Below are 17,791 nucleotides of genomic sequence, written 5' to 3'. Positions count from 1 at the left end.
CCGCCCCCGCCCGGCGTCGCGTGTCAAGCACGCCGGCGGCGCCCCGGCGTCCCGCCGCCCCGGCCCCCCCCCCCCCGCCCCCCCCGCCGCCCCGCCCCCCCCCCCCCCCCCCCCCCCCCCCCCCCCCCCCCCCCCCCCCGACCTGCCGCTGCCGGCCCTCGGCGAGGTCGTGCTGCCGCCGTGGGCGGCCGAGGTGTGGTCGGTGCGCGACGGCGACGAGGTGACGCTCACCGCCGGGGCGAACAGCCGCACGCTGACCGCCGTCGTCGGTGGGGACGCGAGCACGCCCGTGCTCTACGCCGCCGACCTGCGCGGCCTGGTGCCCGACGCCCCGGCGGCAACCCTGTGGCTGCGGCTGGCCGACGGCGACGGGCAGCGGGACGCCATCGCGGAGGTCACCGAGCTCACCGGCGCGGCCGCGCCCCAGGCCTACGTCACCGGCCTGGCCAGCGAGCGCGCCGCGATCGACCAGGTGCTCGACGCGATGCTGCTGGTGGTCACCGGCCTGCTCGGCGTCGCGGTGCTCATCGCACTGATCGGCGTGGGCAACACGCTGGCGCTGTCGGTGGTGGAGCGGCGGCAGGAGAACGGCCTGCTGCGGGCGCTCGGGCTCACCCGCGGTCAGATGCGCGGGCTGCTCGCCTGGGAGGCGCTGCTGGTGGCCGGCGTCGCCGCCGTGCTCGGCGTGGTCATCGGCGGGGCCTACGGGCTGATCGGCACCGCGTCGCTGCTCGGCGGGCAGGACGTCGTGGTGGTGGACGTCCCGTGGGTGCAGGTCGGCGGGATCGTCGTCGTGGCGACGGTCGCCGGGCTGCTGGCCAGCGTGCTGCCCGCGCGCCGGGCGGCCCGCACCGCACCGGTCGCGGCGATCGCGGCGGCCTGACGCGGGATCCGCTGGACGGGATCGGCTAGAGGGGGTCGGTGACGTCGCCGGGGGGTGCGGGCCAGCGCGCCACCCCGGCGACGTCGCCGTCGCCGAGCGGGGCCCGGAAGTCGGGGGCGCGCTCGTCGAGGAAGGCGGCCACGCCCTCCGCGGCGTCGGGCCCGCCGGCCAGCTCGGCCAGTGCCCGGGACTCCGCGCGGTGGGCGTCCCACGGCGAGGACTGCCCGAGCATCGACCACAGCAGCTGGCGGGCGGCGCCCACCGCGACGCCGGAGGTGTTGCCGGCGATCTCGTCCGCCAGCGCGTACGCGGTGGTCAGCAGCTCCTCGTCGGGGACCACGCGGGAGACCAGCCGCCCGCGCAGCGCCTCGGAGGCGTCGAACACCCGCCCGGTGGCCACCCACTCCACCGCCTGGCTGATGCCGACCACCCGCGGCAGGCGAAGACGAACCCGAACCGCGCGGACTCCGCGGCGATCACCGGCTCGCGCAGCGCGGCGAACCGCAGCGACGCGATGCCGCCCCGGTCGCGCGGGACGCCGTCGACCGTGCCGCGGGCCGGCGCGTCCTCGCGGCCGCGGCCGCCGAAGGTGCCCGCGCCCGCCCCGAGGTCGGCGCCGGCGCAGGAGCCCCGCCCGTCCCCGGTGACGACGACGACCCGCACGCCGTCGTCGGCGCCGGCGGCCGCCGCGGCCTGCGCGAGCTCGACGGCCATCCGCGGCGTGGAGGCGTTGAGCCGCTCGGGGCGGGACAGGGTGATCGTGGCGACGCGGTCGGCGACGTCGTACCGGAGCTGCTCGGACGTCATCCCAGGGCGCCGGCCTCCGCGAGCCGGGCGACGGCGTCGAGGTGCTCGGCGGCGTCGCCCAGCAGCAGCCGGTCGGTCTTGGCGCGCCGCCAGTACAGATGCGCGTCGTGCTCCCAGGTGAAGCCGATGCCGCCGTGCACCTGCACCACGGTCTCGGCGGCCCGCTCGAACACCTCGGCGGCATAGGCCTTGGCGGCCGCGGCGGCCAGCGGCAGCTCCTCCGGGGCGGAGTCGGCCGCCCACGCCGCCCACCACACCAGCGAGCGCAGCTGGTCCACGCCCACCCAGGCGTCGACGAGCATGTGCTTGACCGCCTGGTAGGAGCCGATGACCCGGCCGAACGCCTCCCGCTGCTGCGCGTACCGGACGCCCATGAGCACCGCGCGGTCGGCGGCGCCGAGGTCCTCGGCGGCCATCACGACGGCGCCCACCCGGCGGGCCCGCGCCCACAGCGCGCCGGCGTCCTCGGCGAGCACGCGGCGGGAGGTCAGCCGCACCCGGGCGAGGCCGCGCGTGGCGTCCAGCGGCGTGCCGGGCACGACCTCGCCCTCCCCCGCCACGAGCGCGTCGCCGTCGAGGGCGAGGAACAGCGTGGCGTCGGCGGCGTCGACCGACGGCGCCGAGCCGGTGGGCGGGCCGTCGAGGACGGCGATCGCGGCCGACCCGTCGGCGAGCTGCGCGGCGAGGTCGGGCGCGCCCTCGAGCAGCACCGCGGCGCGCGCGGCGGTGACCAGCGAGGGACCGGCCAGCACCGCGCCGCCCTGCTCGGCGACGACGGCGAGGTCGAGCACGCTGCCGCCCGCGCCACCGGCGGACTCGGGCACGGTGATGCCGAGGAAGCCGATGTCGGCGAGCGCCTTGCGGCCGGGCGCGGGGGCGCCGTCGCCCTCGAGCGCGCCGCGCGCCGCCGACAGCGGGACCGAGCCGGTGAAGAACTCGCGGGCGCCGGCGGCGGCGGCGCGCTGGTCGTCGGACAGGTCGAAGTTCACCGGCGGCCTCCGGAGGAGGAGAAGGGGGCGGTCTTGTCGGTGCGCGGCTCCGGCGGCAGGCCCAGCACCCGCTCGCCGAGGACGTTGCGCAGCACCTGGTCGGTGCCGCCGGCGATGGCGATGCCGGGCACGTAGGCCTGCGCCTTCTGCCAGGTGTCGTCGCCGGCGGCGGTGGCGCCGAGGACGGCGTCGTCGCCGAGCAGCCGGACGCCGGCGTCGGTCACGAGCCGGGCGGCGGCGGTGCCGCCGAGCTTGCCGGCGCTGGCCTCCGGCCCCGGCACGCCGCCCTGCGACAGCGTGGTGAAGCGGCGGTAGCCGGTGTAGCGGGCGGCGAGCGCGGCGACCAGCGCGCGGCCCACCGCCTGGCGGGCGAGCGCCTGCCGCTCGGGGTCGAGCTGCGGCAGCCGGTCGCGGGCGTGCGCGGCCAGCGACTCCGGCGAGGGGCCGATGTCGCTGCCGGCGCCGCCGATGGCCACGCGCTCGTTCATGAGCGTGGTGAGCGCGACCCGCCAGCCCTCGCCGGGCTCGCCGAGGCGCTCGGAGTCGGGGATGCGGACGTCGTCGAAGAAGACCTCGTTGAACCCGGCGTCGCCGCTCATCTGCCGCAGCGGGCGCACGGTGACCCCGGGGGCGTGCATGTCGACGACGAACATCGTCAGCCCGGCGTGCTTCGGCTTCCCCGGGTCGGTGCGGGTGAGCAGGATGCCGAAGTCGCTGACGTGGGCGAGCGTCGTCCAGACCTTCTGGCCGTTGACCACCCAGTCCTCGCCGTCGCGGACGGCGGAGGTGCGCAGGGCGGCCAGGTCGGAGCCCGACGCCGGTTCGCTGAACAGCTGGCACCAGACGTCGTCGGCGCGCAGCAGCCGGGCGAGGTAGCGGGACCGCTGGTCGTCGCTGCCGTGGGCGATGACCGTGGGCCCGCACATGCCGATGCCGATGTGGTTGATGAGCGTGGGCACCCGGGCGCGGGCGAGCTCCTGGGCCACGATCGCCTGCTGCACCAGCGTGCCGCCCTGCCCGCCGTACTCGCGCGGCCAGGGAACGCCGACGAGGCCCTCCTCGGCGAGCACGCGCTGGGTGGCGCGCAGCTCGGCCTCCCGGCTGCGCGCGTCGACGGGCTCGCCGGGCGCCACGTGCAGCAGGTCGCCGGCCCGGTCGGCCAGCACGGCGCGCACGCGCTCCCGGTAGGCGGCCTCGTCAGGGGTGTCGTCGAAGTCCACGCCGGTCCTCCGCGTCATCGGGGTGTGGGTCGGGCGGTCCCGGGCGCAGCGTGGCACCGGTCACCCGGAACGGTCAACGGTGACTGTTCGCCGGCGGCGCGGCGGCCTACCCTGCGCCGGGTGACCGCCGATCCCGTGGACAGCGCCGCCGTGCACGGGCCGCGCACCCGCTCCGCGCGGACGGCCGACAGCCGCGCGCTCATCCTCGACGCCGCCGTCGCCTGCCTGGTCGAGGACGGCTACGCCGGCGCCTCGACGCTCGCCGTCCAGGCCCGCGCCGGGGTGTCCCGCGGCCGGCTGCTGCACCACTTCCCGTCCCGTGCCGAGCTGCTCGTCGCCGCCGCCGGGCACCTGTCGACGACGCTGCTCGCCGAGGTCGAGGAGCGCGCCGCGGCGCTCATGGCCGACCAGCCGCCGGGCCAGGAGCGGGTCGACCGGGCCATCGACCTCATGTGGGCGACGTTCCAGGAGCCGCCGTTCTGGGCGGCGATGGAGCTGTGGACCGCGGCCCGCACCGACCCGGGGCTGCGCTCGGCGCTGCGGGTGGAGGAGCGGCGGCTGCGCGCGGCGATCCGGCGGGTGGCCGACGGCATCTGGGGGCCGGAGATCGCCGCCGCGCCGCTGTACGCGGAGCTGTGCGAGCTGCTGTTCACCAGCATGCGCGGGGTGGCCTGCGTGTACGCCTTCGCCGACCGGCCGGCGGCCACCGACCCGCACCTGGCGCTGTGGCGGCGACTCGCCGCGCGGATGCTGTTCGCGCGCCCGGAGGGCTGACGCCCGCCCGGTGGGCGGGCCACGATGACCGGGCATGGACGACCGGACCGCGAGCGCGCCGACCGGCTACGTGCTCGGCGACGACGACCCGGAGATGGCCCGGCTCGACGCCCTCTCCTCGCTCTACGGGCCCACCACCGGGGCGTGGCTGGACAGCGCGGGCCTCGCGCCGGGCATGGCGGTGGCCGACCTCGGCTGCGGCCCGGGCGCGGTCACCCTCGCCGTCGCCGACCGGGTGGGCCCGGACGGCCGGGTGACCGGCGTCGACGCCGCGCCGCGCCCGCTGGAGGTGGCCCGGCACCGCGCGGCCGGCCGGCCCGGCGTCACCTTCGAGCAGGCCGACGTCACCACCTGGGAGCCACCCGGCCCGCTCGACGCGGTGGTCGGCCGGCTGGTCCTGCTGCACCTGCCCGACCCGGTCGCGCTGCTGCGGCGGGCGGCCGCGCTGGTGCGCCCCGGCGGGGTCGTGGCCTTCCTCGACGTCGTCCTCGCGACGCGCGCCGCCGAGCCGGAGCTGCCGCTGCTCACCGCCTTCAACCGCTGGCTGACCACCGCGCTGACCCGGGCCGGCGTGCGGGTCGACGCCGGCCTGCGGCTGGCCGCGCTGTTCGCGGCCGCGGGGCTGCCCGATCCCGTGCTGACCACCGGCCAGCCGCTGGAGCGCGGCGGGGACGCGCTCGGGTGGGCGATCGTCGCAGGCGACGTCGCGAGCCTGCTCCCGGTCCTCGAGCGCACCGGGACCGCCACCGCGGCGGAGGTGGGGCCGGCGGACTTCGGGCTCAGGCTGCGCGCGCAGGCCGCCGCGGCCGACGCCGTGCTGGTCGACCCGCTGTTCGTCGGGGCGGCCGCGAGACGCCCCGGTCAGGGTTGACCGCCGCGTCAGGTCGCCAGCAGCATGACGCGGGTCACACCCCGACCGAGGAGGACCCGTGAGCGTGCCGATCCCCACCCTCCAGGGCCGCGGCATGACCGCCGCCGACCAGCTCGCGCGCTGGGCCCGCCGGACCCCGGACGCGTGGGCGCTGCGCTTCGACGGCGGCGGGCGCACCTACGCCGAGCTCGACGAGCGGGTCACCCGGCTGGCGAACGCCCTGGCCGGCCGCGGGGTCGGCACCGGCGACCGGGTGGCGGTGCTCGGGCTCAACTCGATGGAGGTCTGGGAGGCCTACCTGGCCGGTGTCCGGCTCGGCGCCGTCGTCGTCCCGGTCAACTTCCGGCTGGTCGCCGACGAGGTCGCCTACGTGCTCACCGACTCCGGCGCCACCGCGCTGCTGGTCGACGCCGCCCTCGGCGAGGTGGCCACCAAGGCCCGCGAGCAGGCGCCGGAGGTGACCACGGTCCTCACCCTCGGCGGCGACCTCGAGGACGCCATGGCCGCCGCCTCGGCCGAGCCGCCCGGCGTCGAGGTTGACGAGACCGCACCCGCCTTCATCATGTACACGTCGGGCACCACCGGCCGCCCCAAGGGCGCCGTGCTCACCCACCGCAACCTGCTCATGCACGTGTTCAGCCAGGTCACCCACCTCGGCTGGGGCGACGACGACCGGGTCGGCGTGCCCGGCGCCCCGCTGTTCCACATCGCGGGCCTGGCCGGCGGGCTGCCGCCGCTGCTGCTCGGCGGCACGCACGTGATCCTCCGGAGCGGCGGCTTCGACCCGGTCGCCACGCTCGACCTCATCGAGCGCGAGCGGGTGAGCAGCATCTTCCTGGTGCCGGCGATGTGGGCCGCCGTCGTGGCGGTGCCCGGCATCGCCGACCGCGACCTGTCCAGCCTGCGGCGCATCTCCTGGGGGGCGGCCCCGGCGTCGACGACGCTGCTGCGCACGATGATCGACACCTTCCCGCAGGCGGAGGTGATCACCGCCTTCGGCCAGACCGAGTGCAGCCCGGTCACCTGCTTCCTGCGCGGCGAGGACTCCGTCCGCAAGATCGGCTCGGTGGGCACCCCGATGCTCAACGTCGAGGTCCGCGTGGTCGACGACGCGATGCACGACGTGCCGCGCGGCGAGGTCGGCGAGATCGTCTACCGCAGCCCGATGGTGATGAAGGAGTACTGGGGCAAGCCCGAGGCGACGGCGGAGGCGTTCGCGGGCGGCTGGTTCCACTCCGGCGACCTGGTCCGCGAGGACGAGGACGGCTACTACTACGTCGTCGACCGCAAGAAGGACATGATCATCACCGGCGGCGAGAACGTGTACTGCGCCGAGGTCGAGGACGTGCTGGCCGCCCACCCCGGCGTCGCCGAGGTCGCGCTGATCGGCGTCCCGGACGCCCGCTACGGCGAGGCGCCGCTGGCGGTCATCGCCCCGCGCGACGCCGACTCCCCGCCCACGCCCGAGGAGCTCACCGCCTGGTGCCGCGAGCGGCTGGCCCGCTACAAGCACCCCCGCGAGTACGCGTTCGTGCCCGCCCTGCCGCGCAACCCCAGCGGCAAGGTGCTCAAGACGTCGCTGCGCACCGAGCACCGGGCCGGCTCGCTGGTGAGCGACCCCGCCGTCTGAGCCCCGCCGTCCGAGCCCCCGCCGTCCGAGCCGCTGTGCACCCAGCACCGTCGGGGGGCCTCCGGTCGCTGCACCGTGCACCTCGACAGCCCGTGTGACGTGGGACACGCTGTCGGGGCCCAGGACCCGACAGGGAGGACCCGCATGACCGCCACGCAGTCCGCACCGAGCCCGACCGCCGCCAGCTGGCCGCCCGGGCTGCCGCACTCGCTGGAGTACCCGTCGGTCCCCGTCGGCTCGATCCTGCGGGCCGCGGTGCGCCGGTGGGGCACGCGGACGGCGTTCGTCGACCACGACGTCGAGCTCTCCTTCGAGGAGCTCGGCGAGCGGGCCGCCGCGGTCGCCAACTGGCTGGCCGACCACGGGGTGGGCCGCGGCGACGTCGTGGCGGTGCACATCCCGAACTGCCGCCAGTACCCGGCCGTCTACTACGGCGTGATGATGGCCGGCGCCGTCTTCTCCCCCACCAACCCGCTGCTGCCCGCCGCCGACCTCGCCGCCCAGCTCTCCGACGCCGGCGCCACCGTGCTCGTCACCTGGGACCAGGTGCTGCCGTTCGTCCGCTCGGCGCTGGCGGCCACGCCGGTGCGCACCGTCGTCGTCACCGGCGAGGCGCACACCCTCGACTTCGCCGCCCGCCTCGAGGGACTCGAGGACGGCGACGTCGACCTCGCCGACCTGCTGGCCGCCGACCCCACCGACCGGCACCTCGACGCCGGCATCGACCCCGCCGCGGACCTCGCGCACCTGGCCTACACCGGCGGCACCACCGGGGTCAGCAAGGGCGTGGAGCTGCCGCACCGCAACGTCGTCACCAACGTGCTGCAGTCGGCGTGCTGGACGTCGGGGTCGCTGCCCGAGCTCGACGAGGCCGGCGACGTCACCGTGCGGCAGGTGCTCGGCGAGGACGAGTACCCGATCCGGCTGGGCCAGGCGCGGCTGATCAACCTGACGCCCTGGTTCCACGCGATGGGCGCGATCGGCTACCTCAACGGCATGGTGCTCGGCGGCACCACGACCGTCATCCACATGCGCTTCGACCCGGTGAGGTACGTCGAGGACGCCAAGCGCTACGAGGTCACCAGCATCGGCGGCGCGCCGCCGGTGTTCGTCGCGCTGCTGCAGGTGCCCGGTTTCACCGAGCAGGACTGGTCGCACGTGCGCGGCGTCTCCAGCGGCGCCGCGCCGCTGGCCGTGCCGCTCATCGAGAAGCTGCAGGCGGTGCTGCCCAACGCGGTGATCGGCGAGGGCTACGGCCTCACCGAGGTCACCATGCAGGCCACCGGCAACCCGTCGTTCCGGTCGGGCACCCGCAAGGCCGGCACGGTCGGCGTCCCGGTGTTCGACACCGAGATCACCATCCGCCCGCTCGGCGGCGGCGACCCGCTGCCCGCGGGCGAGCGCGGTGAGGTGTGCATCCGCGGCCCGCAGGTCATGCGCGGCTACGCCCACCGGCCCGACGCGACCGCCGAGAGCATCGACGCCGACGGCTGGTTCCACACCGGCGACGTCGGGGTGCTCGACGAGGACGGCTACCTCTCGATCGTCGACCGCACCAAGGACATGCTGCTCTACAAGGGCTACAACGTCTTCCCGCGCGAGCTGGAGGAGGTCCTCTTCGGCGTGCCGGGGATCGCCGGCGCGGCCGTCGTCGGCCGGCCCGACGAGGCCGCCGGGGAGCTGCCGGTCGCCTACGTGGTGCGCAGGGACGACGACGCCGGCCGCGCGCTGACCGCGGAGTCGGTGATGGCCGCGGTCAACGACCGGGTCACGCACTACAAGCGGCTGCGCGACGTCGTCTTCATCGACGCCATCCCGGTGTCGGCGGCGGGCAAGGTCCTCAAGCGCGAGCTGGCCGCCCGCGAGCGCGAGGCCGCCGCAGGGAGCTGACCCGTTCGGGGGCGGTGCGCACCGGCATCCCGGTGGGCACCGCCCCCGCTCGCTATCGTCCGCGGGGTGATCGGCGGACACGGGGCCAGCGAGGACCCGCACACCGGGGTGCAACTCGCCCACGAGGAGCCCTCCCCCGTCCGCCAGGTGTGGCAGCGGGTCGTGCTCGCGGCGTTCTTCCTCGCGCTCACGGTCCTCATCGTCTGGATCGACCGCGACGCCTACCGCGACGGCGACGAGGTGGGCATCTCCCTGCTCGACGCCGTCTACTACTCCACGGTCACGCTCTCGACCACCGGCTACGGCGACATCACCCCGATCACCGAGGGCGCCCGGCTGGTCAACATCCTGTTCATCACGCCGCTGCGCGTGCTGTTCCTCATCGTGCTCATCGGGACCACGCTCGAGGCGCTCACCACGCGCTCGCGCGAGGAGTTCCGCATCCGTCGCTGGAGGTCCCGCGTGCGCCAGCACGTCATCGTGTGCGGTTACGGCACCAAGGGCCGCAGCGCCGTCCGCTCGCTGCAGGCGACCGGCACACCGCTGGAGCACATCGTCATCGTCGACGCCGACCAGCGCGCCATCGACGAGGCCAACTCGATCGGTCTGACCGGGATCGTCGGCGACGCCGGGCGCACCGACGTGCTGCGCCGCGCGCACGTGGAGCGTGCCCGGGCGGTGATCGTGGCGGCCAACCGCGACGACGCCGCGGTCCTCATCACCCTGACCGTGCGCCAGCTCAACCCGACCGTGCCGATCACCACCAGCGTGCGCGAGGAGGAGAACGCGAGCCTCCTGCGCCAGTCCGGCGCCGACACCGTCATCACCACCTCGGCGACGTCGGGCCGGCTGCTGGGCCTGTCCACCGACAGCCCGCGGGTGGTGTCGGTGGTCGAGGACCTGCTCACCGGCGGCCAGGGACTCGACCTCTCCCAGCGCGTGGTCACCTCCGGCGAGGTGGGCCTGGGCCCCCGCGACCTGCGCGACATCGTGCTGTCGGTGACCCGCGGCGGGCGCACGCTGCGCTTCGACGACCCGCTGATCGGCACGCTGCAGAGCGAGGACGTCCTGGTGGTCGTCCGCTCGCACTGAGCGCGGCCGGGTCGTCCCCTCCCCCGCGCGGTCAGGCCGCGCGGTCGCGCGTCGCCCGCGCGAGCACCACCGCGGAGACCGCGAGCGCCCAGGCCACCCGCTCGGCCGTCGAGTTCCAGAACGGCAGACCCGCCACCGGTGCCGGCACGAGCGGGACGGCGAGCAGGCCGGCCCCGAGGACGGCGGCCGCGGCCGCCGGACCCGGGACCGCCGCCGCGCTGCGTGCGGCAGCGGCGCCCACGGCGGTCGCGACGGCGGCGAGCGACACCCACAGCAGGACCGGCCCGCGCCCCGGCGCGGCACCGGCGAGGACGGCCAGCGCCCACACGCCGGCGAGCGCGGCGGCCGAGACCGGCAGGACCAGCAGCAGCCGGGCCGCCAGCCGGCGCCGCGGGCCCACGGGCGCCACCTCGGCCACGGCGGCCGAGGGGTCCTCGCCGGCGACGGCGACGCCGGTGACCAGCACCAGCACGCCGAGCACCAGCAGGAGCCCGTCACCCCCGGGCGGCACGACGGCCATCGCCCCCGCCGTCGCCAGGCCGGCACCGCCCGCCGCCAGGACCGGGCCCCAGGGGAGCACGGTGCCGGTGGCGGCGAGCAGCGCCGGCCAGCGCACGACGGCGGAGCTCACAGGGACCCCATCCACGTGCCCGCTCCGTCGTGCACGAGGAACTGCCCGGCGACGCCCAGCACGACGAGGAGCAGGCCGGTGACGAGCACCGGACGCGTCCGCCGGTCCGGGCCGCTGCGCGCCAGCGCCACCCCGGCGAGGAGCACCACCAGCCCCAGCACGTAGGTCAGGTGCAGGCCGTGGAAGCCGAGGTCGCGGGAGCCGGCGAGGTAGGTCTCGGTGAACGCGCCCGGCGGGTCCACGCCGTCCCACCGGGCCAGCTCCGCCGTCGACGGGTCCCGTCCGAGGTCGGCCGTCACGACCGAGGACCGCGAGACCGCGAAGACCCCGAACGGCGCGGTGAACCAGATCCAGAAGAACACGTACAGGAACGCCCAGCCCACGAAGCCGAGCACGCTGCCGATGGCCCGGGACCGCACCACGCGTGCCATCGCGACGCCCGCCACGAAGGCGCAGGCCACCGCCAGCGGGGCGCCCACCAGCTCCAGGGGCGTCGGGGTGACGGTGCTCGACCACCGGCCCTGCCCGATGCGGACCCCACCCTGGGCGACCACCGCGGTCCACTGCGCCGCCATGAGCACCAGCGCGAGGAGCGCGGGCACCGCGGCCGCGGCGAGCAGGCCGGACGTCCGGTCCCACCGCCGGGCAGGGGTGCTCGTGAACATCTCCGCCGTGGTGGCCGGCCGCTCCCGGAGGGCCGCCCAGTTGCCCACCAGGAAGGCGGCGAGCGCGAGCGGAGCGGCGGCCAGCTCCCAGGTCCCGTAGCCGTCGGTGACCGATCGGCCCTCGGTGAAGGTCCCGTCGGTGCTCACGTACCAGGTGCCCACGGCCGACAGGGCGGCCCCGGCCCAGAGGACCGGGTTGCGCGCGGTGTAGCGGACCTCCGCGAGGGCCAGCGCGGCAACGGTGTCCCGTCCGACGACGACGTCGCGGCCGGCGACCGCCGCGGTCACGACGCCACCTGCTCGGCGGCCGTGGATCCGGTGAGCAGCAGGTACCCGTGCTCCGGCCCGGCCGGCACGAGGGCGGCCCCGGGCGGTGGGGAGCCCACGTTGCGGAAGCGGCCCTCCGGGGTGCGCCACGAGACGGCGGCACGTGGGTCGGGCGCCTCGGCGTCCCACACCCGCCCGTCGGCCAGGGCGGCCAGGGCCGTGGTCCCGCCGTGGAAGAGCACTCGGCCGGAGTCGAGGACGACGACGGTGGGACACAACGCGGCGACGTCCTCGGTCAGGTGCGTGGACAGCAGCACCGTCGCGTCGTCGGGCAGCCCGGCCAGGACCTCCCGGAAGCGCAGCCGCTGCTCGGGGTCCAGGCCCACCGTCGGCTCGTCGAGGACCAGCAGGTCCGGGTGGCCGAGCAGCGCCTGGGCCAGCCCCACCCGGCGGCGCATCCCACCCGAGAGCGCGCGGATGCGCTGGTGCGCACGGTCCCCGAGACCGACGGCGTCGAGCACGCGGCGGACCTCCGCGTGCCGGGCCGACCGGTCGGTCATCTCCTTGAGCACCGCGACGTAGTCGACGAAGGAGAAGGCCGTGAAGCCGCTGTAGGCGCCCGACTCCTGCGGCAGGTACCCCAGCCGCCGCCTGATGGCGAGCCGCCCCGCGGGATCGGCCGGGTCCGCGCCGAGCACCCGCACCGTCCCGGCATCGGGTGACAGCGCGGTGGCCACGATCCTCAGCAGGGTGGTCTTCCCCGCCCCGTTCGGGCCGAGCAGCCCGGTCACACCGGGCCGGAGCTCCAGCGTGACGTCCTGCAGCGCGGCCGTGCCGCGGAAGCGCTTGCCGACGCCGGCGAGCGCGACGGGGAGGGTCATCTCCTGCTCCTGTCCTCGAAGGTGGTGCGGCGGGTGACGGCGGCCAGGGCGGCCAGCACGGCGACGCAGAGCAGCGCCGCCTGACCGGCCGGGCGGAAGGCGAGGGAGCGGTCGAGCACCCCGTCGACCGCGAGGGGGAGGCGCGAGGGGCGCAGCACGTTCCAGGAGACGGCCAGCCACAGCAGCGTCAGGACGGCCGCGACCCGGCGGGGATCGGCGCGGGCCGAGAGCGCCAGGGTGAGCGCGCAGAGCGCGAGCGCGGGGGCCAGCCAGAGGGTGGCGGCACGGGTGCCCCCCGGCAGCGCCAGGGCCAGCACCGCGGTGACCGGCAGGGTGACCGCCGCGACGGCCACCGTCCGCAGGAGCAGCAGCCGGAACCGTGGGTACGGCGTCGTGGTCGCCACGTCGCCGGCGAGGTCGTCGACGGCGGCGTAGGCGAGGGCCACCCCGCCCAGGGGGAGCAGCGGCGCGGTCACCACGAACAGGGCCGTCCCCACCGTGCCGGTGCCCAGGTGGGCGGCGAGCAGGGCCAGTGCCAGCAGCGCGGTCCCCGCGGCCCACCAGGCCCGCCGCAGCGCGGGCGCGGCCGCCAGCAGCCGGACCACGTGCGGCGGCAGCACCCACCCCAGCAGCCCCTCGACCGCGGACGCCGGCTCCCGGTCGACGGCGGCACCCAGTGCGTCCCAGCTGCGCTCGTGCAGGGCCCGTTCCTCCGGCGTGGCACCGGAGGCGGGCACCGCCCGGCAGGCCGCGCACTCGAGGAGGTGCGTCTCGACGGAGGCCGCCGCGGCGTCGGCCAGGGCACCGGCGCGGTACCCGGCCCACGTCCTCGCGTCGACGTGCCAGCTCATGGGAGTGCCTCCTGGGTCAGTGCCGCCTGCATCTGAGCGCGCGCCCCGGCCATCCGCGTGCGGACGGTGCCGGGCGGGACCCCCAGCAGCCGGGCCGCCTCGCGGCTGGTCAGTCCGTCCAGGACCACGGCGCGCACGACGGCGCGCAGCTCCGGCGAGAGGCCGTCGACCGCCGAGGCGAGGTCGCCGTGCTCGACGGCGACGAGCACCTCGTCCTCCGCCGACGGCGCGGGTGGCGGGACCAGCAGACGCAGCGGCAGCGGACGACGCGGCCGGACGGCGGCGAGCAGCCGGCGGATCCCGATGCCCCACAGCCAGGCGGGGACGTCCCCGGAACCCCGGTAGCCGGTCGGGGTGCGCCAGACCGCGAGGAACGTGTCCTGCAGGACCTCCTCCACCACGCCCGGGTCGCCGCACCGGCGGGCCAGCCGTGCCCGCAGCCAGGGGGCGTGCCGGTCGTACAGCTCGCGCAGCGCCGACCGGTCACCGTCGGCGACGGCCCGCAGCAGGTCCCCGTCCGAGCGCGGTTCCTGCCTCATGCTGCACCTGTAGCTCCGGAGGCCTCGAGCTGTTCACCGGTCCGGGACCGGCTCCGGCCCGGAGTGTCCCGGCGCCGGCGCCCTCCGGGAAGTGCCGGCGGGGCCGCGGCACGGGACGGCGGGAGCGGCGGGCCGCGGTCACCGTCCGTGTACGGCGAGACACGCCCGGGAGACGCGCGGGGTTGACGCCCCTCCCCGGTGCACGCATCGTGAGAGCGCTTTCACCATGACGTGGGTCACAGTCGCCCGCGTCCGGCACCGGAAGGACGTGCATGCTGACCACCTCGACGACGAGGCGGCGGACGGCGACCACGATCGCGGCCGCCTCCGCCCTGCTGTTCCTCTCCCCCCTCGGGACGGCGTCGGCCGACGACGTCCTCGAACCCGGCACCCCGCTGTTCGTCAACCCCGAGAGCACCACCCTCGAGGCCGCCCAGGGCCTCACCGGTCAGGCCCGCACCGACGCCCAGCTGCTCGGTGGGTACGCGTCGGCCACCTGGTTCACCGGAGGCAGCCCCGACGAGGTCCGCGCCGAGGTCGCGGAGCTCGTCGGTGCGGCCGACCGGGCCGACGCGGCGCCGGTGCTGGTCGCCTACAACGTCCCGTTCCGCGACTGTGCGCAGTACTCCGCCGGCGGCGCCACGACGCGCGCCGAGTACGAGGCCTGGATCGACGCGTTCGCCGCCGGCATCGGCGACCGCGAGGCGGTCGTCGTCCTCGAGCCGGACGGGCTCGGGATCATCCCCTGGAACACGACCCTCGACGGTCAGCAGGAGTGGTGCCGGCCGGCCGAGGCCGACCCCGCCACGGCGGCCGCGGACCGCTACGCGATGCTCGGCCACGCCGTCGACGCGCTCGCGGCCCTGCCGGCCACCGACGTCTACCTCGACGGGACGCACAGCGGCTGGCTCGGCGTCGGGGAGATCTCCGACCGGCTCATCCGGGCCGGCGTCGCCGAGGCCGACGGCTTCTTCCTCAACGCGTCCAACTACGTCGCCACCGACCGGCTGCTCAGGTACGGCACCTGGATCTCCGACTGCATCCACCTGGACCTCAACAGCTGGTGGGACCGCTCCTGGTGCGCCAGCCAGTACTCCCCCGCCGACCCCGCGGACGTCTCCACCTGGGGCCGCACGGACGCCGCCTACGACCAGGCCTTCGCCGACACCGGCCTGGCGCGGGACCCGGCGGCCCAGGCGCACTTCGTCATCGACACCAGCCGCAACGGCCAGGGCACGTGGACTCCACCGGCCGGCTTCCCGAGCCCGCTGGACTGGTGCAACCCGCCCGGCCGGGGGCTCGGCGCGCTGCCCACCACGCAGACCGGCAACGCCCTCGCCGACGCCTTCCTGTGGCTGAAGGTCCCGGGTGAGTCCGACGGCTCCTGCCACCGCGGCTCGTCGGTGCCGCACCCGGCCGACCAGACGCCCGACCCGGCCGCCGGCCAGTGGTTCCCCGAGCAGGCCCGCGAGCTGCTCGCCCTGGCCGCGGCACCGGTCCCGGCGCCCACCTGCCACGTCTCCTACACGGTGCACGGCTCCTGGGCGGAGGGCTTCACCACCCAGGTGTGGATCCGCAACACCGGCCGCACGCCGATCCAGGGCTGGCAGCTGGAGTGGGCGTTCCACGAGGACGAGACCGTGTCCCGGCTGTGGAGCGGCGCGGCGCGGCAGGACGGGGAGTTCGTCACCGTCGACTCGCTCGACTGGAACCGGACCATCCGGCCCGGCCAGCAGGTCACCCTCGGGTTCAACGGCGCGAGCAACGGGGCGCCGGTCGCCGAGCCGTGGCTGTTCACGGTGAACGACCGGACCTGCACGTCGGACTGAGGTCCCGCCGTCAGGGCGGGCCGGCCCGCACCCAGGTGCGGGTCGGCTCGCCGCGACCGCGCAGCTCCACCTCCGCGTCCGGCCGCCAGTGCGCGGCCTCGCCCCCGCCGGCCGCCCGCACGGCCGCCTCGCTGGCCACCGCCCGGCCCGGGTCGTCCTTGGCGAGTTCGGTGAGCCGCGCGGCCTCGTTCACCGGGTCACCGATCACCGTGTACTCCAGCCGGCTCGCGGTGCCGACCTGCCCGGCCCACACCGGACCGCACGCCACGCCCACGCCGACGTCGACCTCCCCGGCCGCCCGGACGGCGTCGCAGATGCGCCGGGCCGCCCGCAGCGCCGCACCCGACGGGTCGGGGTGACCGGTGGGCGCGCCGAACACGCACAGCGCCGCGTCGCCCTCGAACTTGTCCACCAGCCCGCCCTCGGTCTCGATCGCCTCGACGACGACGGCGAAGAACCGGTTGAGCAGGCCGACCATCTCCTCGGGCCCGGTGCGCCGCACGAGCGACGTCGAACCGGCGATGTCGACGAACAGCGCCGCCACCGTGCGCAGCTCGCCGCCCAGGGACGCGCCCTCGGCCAGCGCCCGCGCGGCCACCGTGGCGCCCACGTGCCGGCCGAACAGGTCGCGCAGCCGCTCCCGCTCGGCCAGCCCGGCGGCCATCGTGTTGACGCCCTCCTGCAGCAGCCCGATCTCGCCGGCGTCGTCGACGGGAACGGCGGCCGTGTAGTCACCGTCCCCGACGCGTCGCACCGCCTCCCGCAGGTCGCGCAGCGGCGCGCCGACGGCGCGGGCCAGCAGCAGGGTGGCCAGGCCGCCGACCAGCAGCGCGACGACGGCGAGGAACACCACCGCGGTGCGCCCCGGACCTCCGGGGTTGCTGGGGTCGACGAACAGCAGCACCACGCCGAGCAGCGGCACGGCGCTGGTGAGGCTCCAGGTGAGCAGCAGCCGCGGGCGCACCCCGAGCGCGAGCCGCCCCGACGGCGGGTGGGCGGCGAGCGCGCGGGCGGTCACGCCGCGGGCCGCGCGGGCGACGAGCAGGTAGACCACGCCCGCGGTGGCCGCGCCGCCGAGCAGGGTCGCGACGCCGACCCGCAGGCCGACGAGCGGCTGGGGGGAGGTGAGCGCGGCGACGACGCCGACCAGCAGCGCCCCGAGCAGCCAGACCAGGCCGGCGATGAGCGCGGCGTCGACGGGCAGGCGCAGCGCGGAGGCGGCCTCGGCGGAGGTGGGCGCGCGGCGGGCGACCAGCCAGGCGGTGGTGGCGCGCTGGCGGCGCAGCCCGGCGAGGGTGGCCAGCGGCAGCGCGACGAGCAGGTAGGCGAGCGCGGCGAGCAGCACCGGCGTGCGGCCGGTGCTCGCGCCGTCGTCGGAGACGCCGAGCAGCAGCAGGGTGACGGTGCCGACACCGACGAGGTCGGCGACGACGACCAGCGCGACGATGAGCGGGACGGCGACGCGGCCGCTCGGCGCCCAGGCCAGCACGTCGTCGGCCCGCCGGAGGACGGCGGCGCGCGTGCCGGTCGGGACCACGACCGGCTCAACGACCCCGCGCGGGCGGGGACACGGTCAGACGGGCAGCTCGGCGAGCGCCTCGGCGACCAGGCCGTCGGCGAGCACGAGGTCGACCGCGGTGGAGTGCCAGCCGGCCACGAGCAGCAGCGGCCAGGGGCGCTCGTCGTCGGCCGAGGCGGTGGCGGCCACGAGGCCGGCCTGCGCGACGGCGCGGCACGCGATGGGGTTCATGGGGGGACCTCCTGTCGTCCGTGCCCAGGAGATCGGCAGGTCGGGAGGGTGGCTCCAGCCAGGCGGCGCATCTCACCCCTCCGAGGGAGGACGGCGGATCCTGCCGCGCGCGCCGGCCGGCCAGGCGGTAGCGCGGGGGGGCCCGCGGGGGGGGGCCGGCCGGCGCCGCGGGGGGCGGCCCCCGGCGGGCCCGCCCGCGGCCGCCCCCCCACCCCCCCCGGC

18 protein-coding genes are annotated in these 17,791 nt (G+C 76.8%); 7 read left to right on the top strand and 11 right to left on the bottom strand.

Features of this window, described 5'->3' with window-relative positions; genetic code table 11:
- The first annotated feature begins 169 nt into the window (after positions 1 to 169).
- Positions 170 to 883 carry an ABC transporter permease gene (locus tag ACI79X_RS22765; protein ID WP_457027698.1) on the top strand — a complete coding sequence of 238 codons (714 nt, stop codon included), beginning with the start codon at positions 170 to 172 and terminating at the stop codon, positions 881 to 883.
- A gap of 25 nt (positions 884 to 908) precedes the next feature.
- On the opposite strand, the gene ACI79X_RS22760 is transcribed toward ACI79X_RS22765, so the two are convergent.
- The 4 genes from ACI79X_RS22760 to ACI79X_RS22745 are packed head-to-tail and all read right to left on the bottom strand — an operon-like array spanning position 909 to position 3,899.
- The gene (locus ACI79X_RS22760; protein WP_457027697.1) at positions 909 to 1,283 is read right to left on the bottom strand and encodes a hypothetical protein; all 375 of its coding nucleotides are present in this window, start codon (positions 1,281 to 1,283) and stop codon (positions 909 to 911) included.
- The gene (locus tag ACI79X_RS22755; RefSeq protein ID WP_457027696.1) at positions 1,199 to 1,690 is read right to left on the bottom strand and encodes an enoyl-CoA hydratase-related protein; all 492 of its coding nucleotides are present in this window, start codon (positions 1,688 to 1,690) and stop codon (positions 1,199 to 1,201) included. Before ACI79X_RS22755 ends, ACI79X_RS22760 begins: the two co-directional genes overlap by 85 nt.
- Positions 1,687 to 2,679 carry an acyl-CoA dehydrogenase family protein gene (locus tag ACI79X_RS22750; protein ID WP_457027695.1) on the bottom strand — a complete coding sequence of 331 codons (993 nt, stop codon included), beginning with the start codon at positions 2,677 to 2,679 and terminating at the stop codon, positions 1,687 to 1,689. The genes ACI79X_RS22755 and ACI79X_RS22750 overlap by 4 nt, the downstream gene beginning before the upstream one ends.
- Complete coding sequence (locus tag ACI79X_RS22745) at positions 2,676 to 3,899, bottom strand: acyl-CoA dehydrogenase family protein (RefSeq protein ID WP_457027694.1); 1,224 nt, start codon at positions 3,897 to 3,899, stop codon at positions 2,676 to 2,678. The genes ACI79X_RS22750 and ACI79X_RS22745 overlap by 4 nt, the downstream gene beginning before the upstream one ends.
- Positions 3,900 to 4,019: 120 nt before the next feature.
- Here ACI79X_RS22745 and ACI79X_RS22740 point away from each other — a divergent pair, with 120 nt between their 5' ends.
- The 5 genes from ACI79X_RS22740 to ACI79X_RS22720 all read left to right on the top strand — a co-directional run bounded on the left by ACI79X_RS22740 (position 4,020) and on the right by ACI79X_RS22720 (position 10,156).
- A complete protein-coding gene (locus ACI79X_RS22740; RefSeq protein ID WP_457027693.1) occupies positions 4,020 to 4,673 on the top strand; it encodes a TetR/AcrR family transcriptional regulator in 654 nt (217 codons plus the stop codon).
- A gap of 34 nt (positions 4,674 to 4,707) precedes the next feature.
- Positions 4,708 to 5,544: a class I SAM-dependent methyltransferase gene (locus tag ACI79X_RS22735; protein ID WP_457027692.1), complete on the top strand. Its 837-nt coding sequence runs from the start codon at positions 4,708 to 4,710 to the stop codon at positions 5,542 to 5,544.
- A gap of 58 nt (positions 5,545 to 5,602) precedes the next feature.
- Positions 5,603 to 7,174 (top strand): long-chain-fatty-acid--CoA ligase, encoded by a 1,572-nt coding sequence (locus ACI79X_RS22730; protein ID WP_457027691.1) that lies wholly within the window; start codon positions 5,603 to 5,605, stop codon positions 7,172 to 7,174.
- A 144-nt stretch (positions 7,175 to 7,318) separates the two neighbouring features.
- Positions 7,319 to 9,064 carry a class I adenylate-forming enzyme family protein gene (locus tag ACI79X_RS22725; RefSeq protein WP_457027690.1) on the top strand — a complete coding sequence of 582 codons (1,746 nt, stop codon included), beginning with the start codon at positions 7,319 to 7,321 and terminating at the stop codon, positions 9,062 to 9,064.
- 66 nt (positions 9,065 to 9,130) lie between these two features.
- The gene (locus tag ACI79X_RS22720; protein ID WP_457027689.1) at positions 9,131 to 10,156 is read left to right on the top strand and encodes a potassium channel family protein; all 1,026 of its coding nucleotides are present in this window, start codon (positions 9,131 to 9,133) and stop codon (positions 10,154 to 10,156) included.
- A gap of 31 nt (positions 10,157 to 10,187) precedes the next feature.
- Here ACI79X_RS22720 and ACI79X_RS22715 read toward each other — a convergent pair whose 3' ends face one another.
- The 5 genes from ACI79X_RS22715 to ACI79X_RS22695 are packed head-to-tail and all read right to left on the bottom strand — an operon-like array spanning position 10,188 to position 13,990.
- Positions 10,188 to 10,787 (bottom strand): hypothetical protein, encoded by a 600-nt coding sequence (locus ACI79X_RS22715; protein WP_457027688.1) that lies wholly within the window; start codon positions 10,785 to 10,787, stop codon positions 10,188 to 10,190.
- Positions 10,784 to 11,740 carry a hypothetical protein gene (locus ACI79X_RS22710; RefSeq protein ID WP_457027687.1) on the bottom strand — a complete coding sequence of 319 codons (957 nt, stop codon included), beginning with the start codon at positions 11,738 to 11,740 and terminating at the stop codon, positions 10,784 to 10,786. Before ACI79X_RS22710 ends, ACI79X_RS22715 begins: the two co-directional genes overlap by 4 nt.
- On the bottom strand, positions 11,737 to 12,600 hold the full coding sequence (locus ACI79X_RS22705) for an ABC transporter ATP-binding protein (RefSeq protein ID WP_457027686.1): 864 nt from the start codon (positions 12,598 to 12,600) through the stop codon (positions 11,737 to 11,739). Before ACI79X_RS22705 ends, ACI79X_RS22710 begins: the two co-directional genes overlap by 4 nt.
- Entirely contained in the window at positions 12,597 to 13,451 is an 855-nt protein-coding gene (locus tag ACI79X_RS22700; RefSeq protein WP_457027685.1) for a hypothetical protein, read from the bottom strand. The genes ACI79X_RS22705 and ACI79X_RS22700 overlap by 4 nt, the downstream gene beginning before the upstream one ends.
- Complete coding sequence (locus ACI79X_RS22695) at positions 13,448 to 13,990, bottom strand: RNA polymerase sigma factor (RefSeq protein WP_457027684.1); 543 nt, start codon at positions 13,988 to 13,990, stop codon at positions 13,448 to 13,450. Before ACI79X_RS22695 ends, ACI79X_RS22700 begins: the two co-directional genes overlap by 4 nt.
- A gap of 272 nt (positions 13,991 to 14,262) precedes the next feature.
- On the opposite strand from ACI79X_RS22695, the gene ACI79X_RS22690 reads away from it, so the two are divergent.
- Positions 14,263 to 15,819, top strand: a complete 1,557-nt coding sequence (locus ACI79X_RS22690; protein ID WP_457027683.1) for a glycoside hydrolase family 6 protein — start codon at positions 14,263 to 14,265, stop codon at positions 15,817 to 15,819.
- 10 nt (positions 15,820 to 15,829) lie between these two features.
- On the opposite strand, the gene ACI79X_RS22685 is transcribed toward ACI79X_RS22690, so the two are convergent.
- Positions 15,830 to 17,356, bottom strand: coding sequence for an adenylate/guanylate cyclase domain-containing protein (locus ACI79X_RS22685; protein ID WP_457027682.1), 1,527 nt, complete (start codon positions 17,354 to 17,356; stop codon positions 15,830 to 15,832).
- A gap of 36 nt (positions 17,357 to 17,392) precedes the next feature.
- Positions 17,393 to 17,569: a hypothetical protein gene (locus tag ACI79X_RS22680; protein ID WP_175562787.1), complete on the bottom strand. Its 177-nt coding sequence runs from the start codon at positions 17,567 to 17,569 to the stop codon at positions 17,393 to 17,395.
- Positions 17,570 to 17,791 lie beyond the last annotated feature (222 nt).

The organism is Geodermatophilus sp. SYSU D01119 (assembly GCF_054049975.1).
This window is presented reverse-complemented; position numbering and strand designations above follow the sequence as displayed.

Coding starts and splice junctions, on each gene's coding strand:
- ACI79X_RS22755 (WP_457027696.1), bottom strand. CDS start 1,690: ATGACGTCCGAGCAGCTCCGGTACGACGTCGCCGACCGCGTCGCCACG.
- ACI79X_RS22735 (WP_457027692.1), top strand. CDS start 4,708: ATGGACGACCGGACCGCGAGCGCGCCGACCGGCTACGTGCTCGGCGAC.
- ACI79X_RS22725 (WP_457027690.1), top strand. CDS start 7,319: ATGACCGCCACGCAGTCCGCACCGAGCCCGACCGCCGCCAGCTGGCCG.
- ACI79X_RS22705 (WP_457027686.1), bottom strand. CDS start 12,600: ATGACCCTCCCCGTCGCGCTCGCCGGCGTCGGCAAGCGCTTCCGCGGC.
- ACI79X_RS22700 (WP_457027685.1), bottom strand. CDS start 13,451: ATGAGCTGGCACGTCGACGCGAGGACGTGGGCCGGGTACCGCGCCGGT.
- ACI79X_RS22695 (WP_457027684.1), bottom strand. CDS start 13,990: ATGAGGCAGGAACCGCGCTCGGACGGGGACCTGCTGCGGGCCGTCGCC.
- ACI79X_RS22690 (WP_457027683.1), top strand. CDS start 14,263: ATGCTGACCACCTCGACGACGAGGCGGCGGACGGCGACCACGATCGCG.
- ACI79X_RS22680 (WP_175562787.1), bottom strand. CDS start 17,569: ATGAACCCCATCGCGTGCCGCGCCGTCGCGCAGGCCGGCCTCGTGGCC.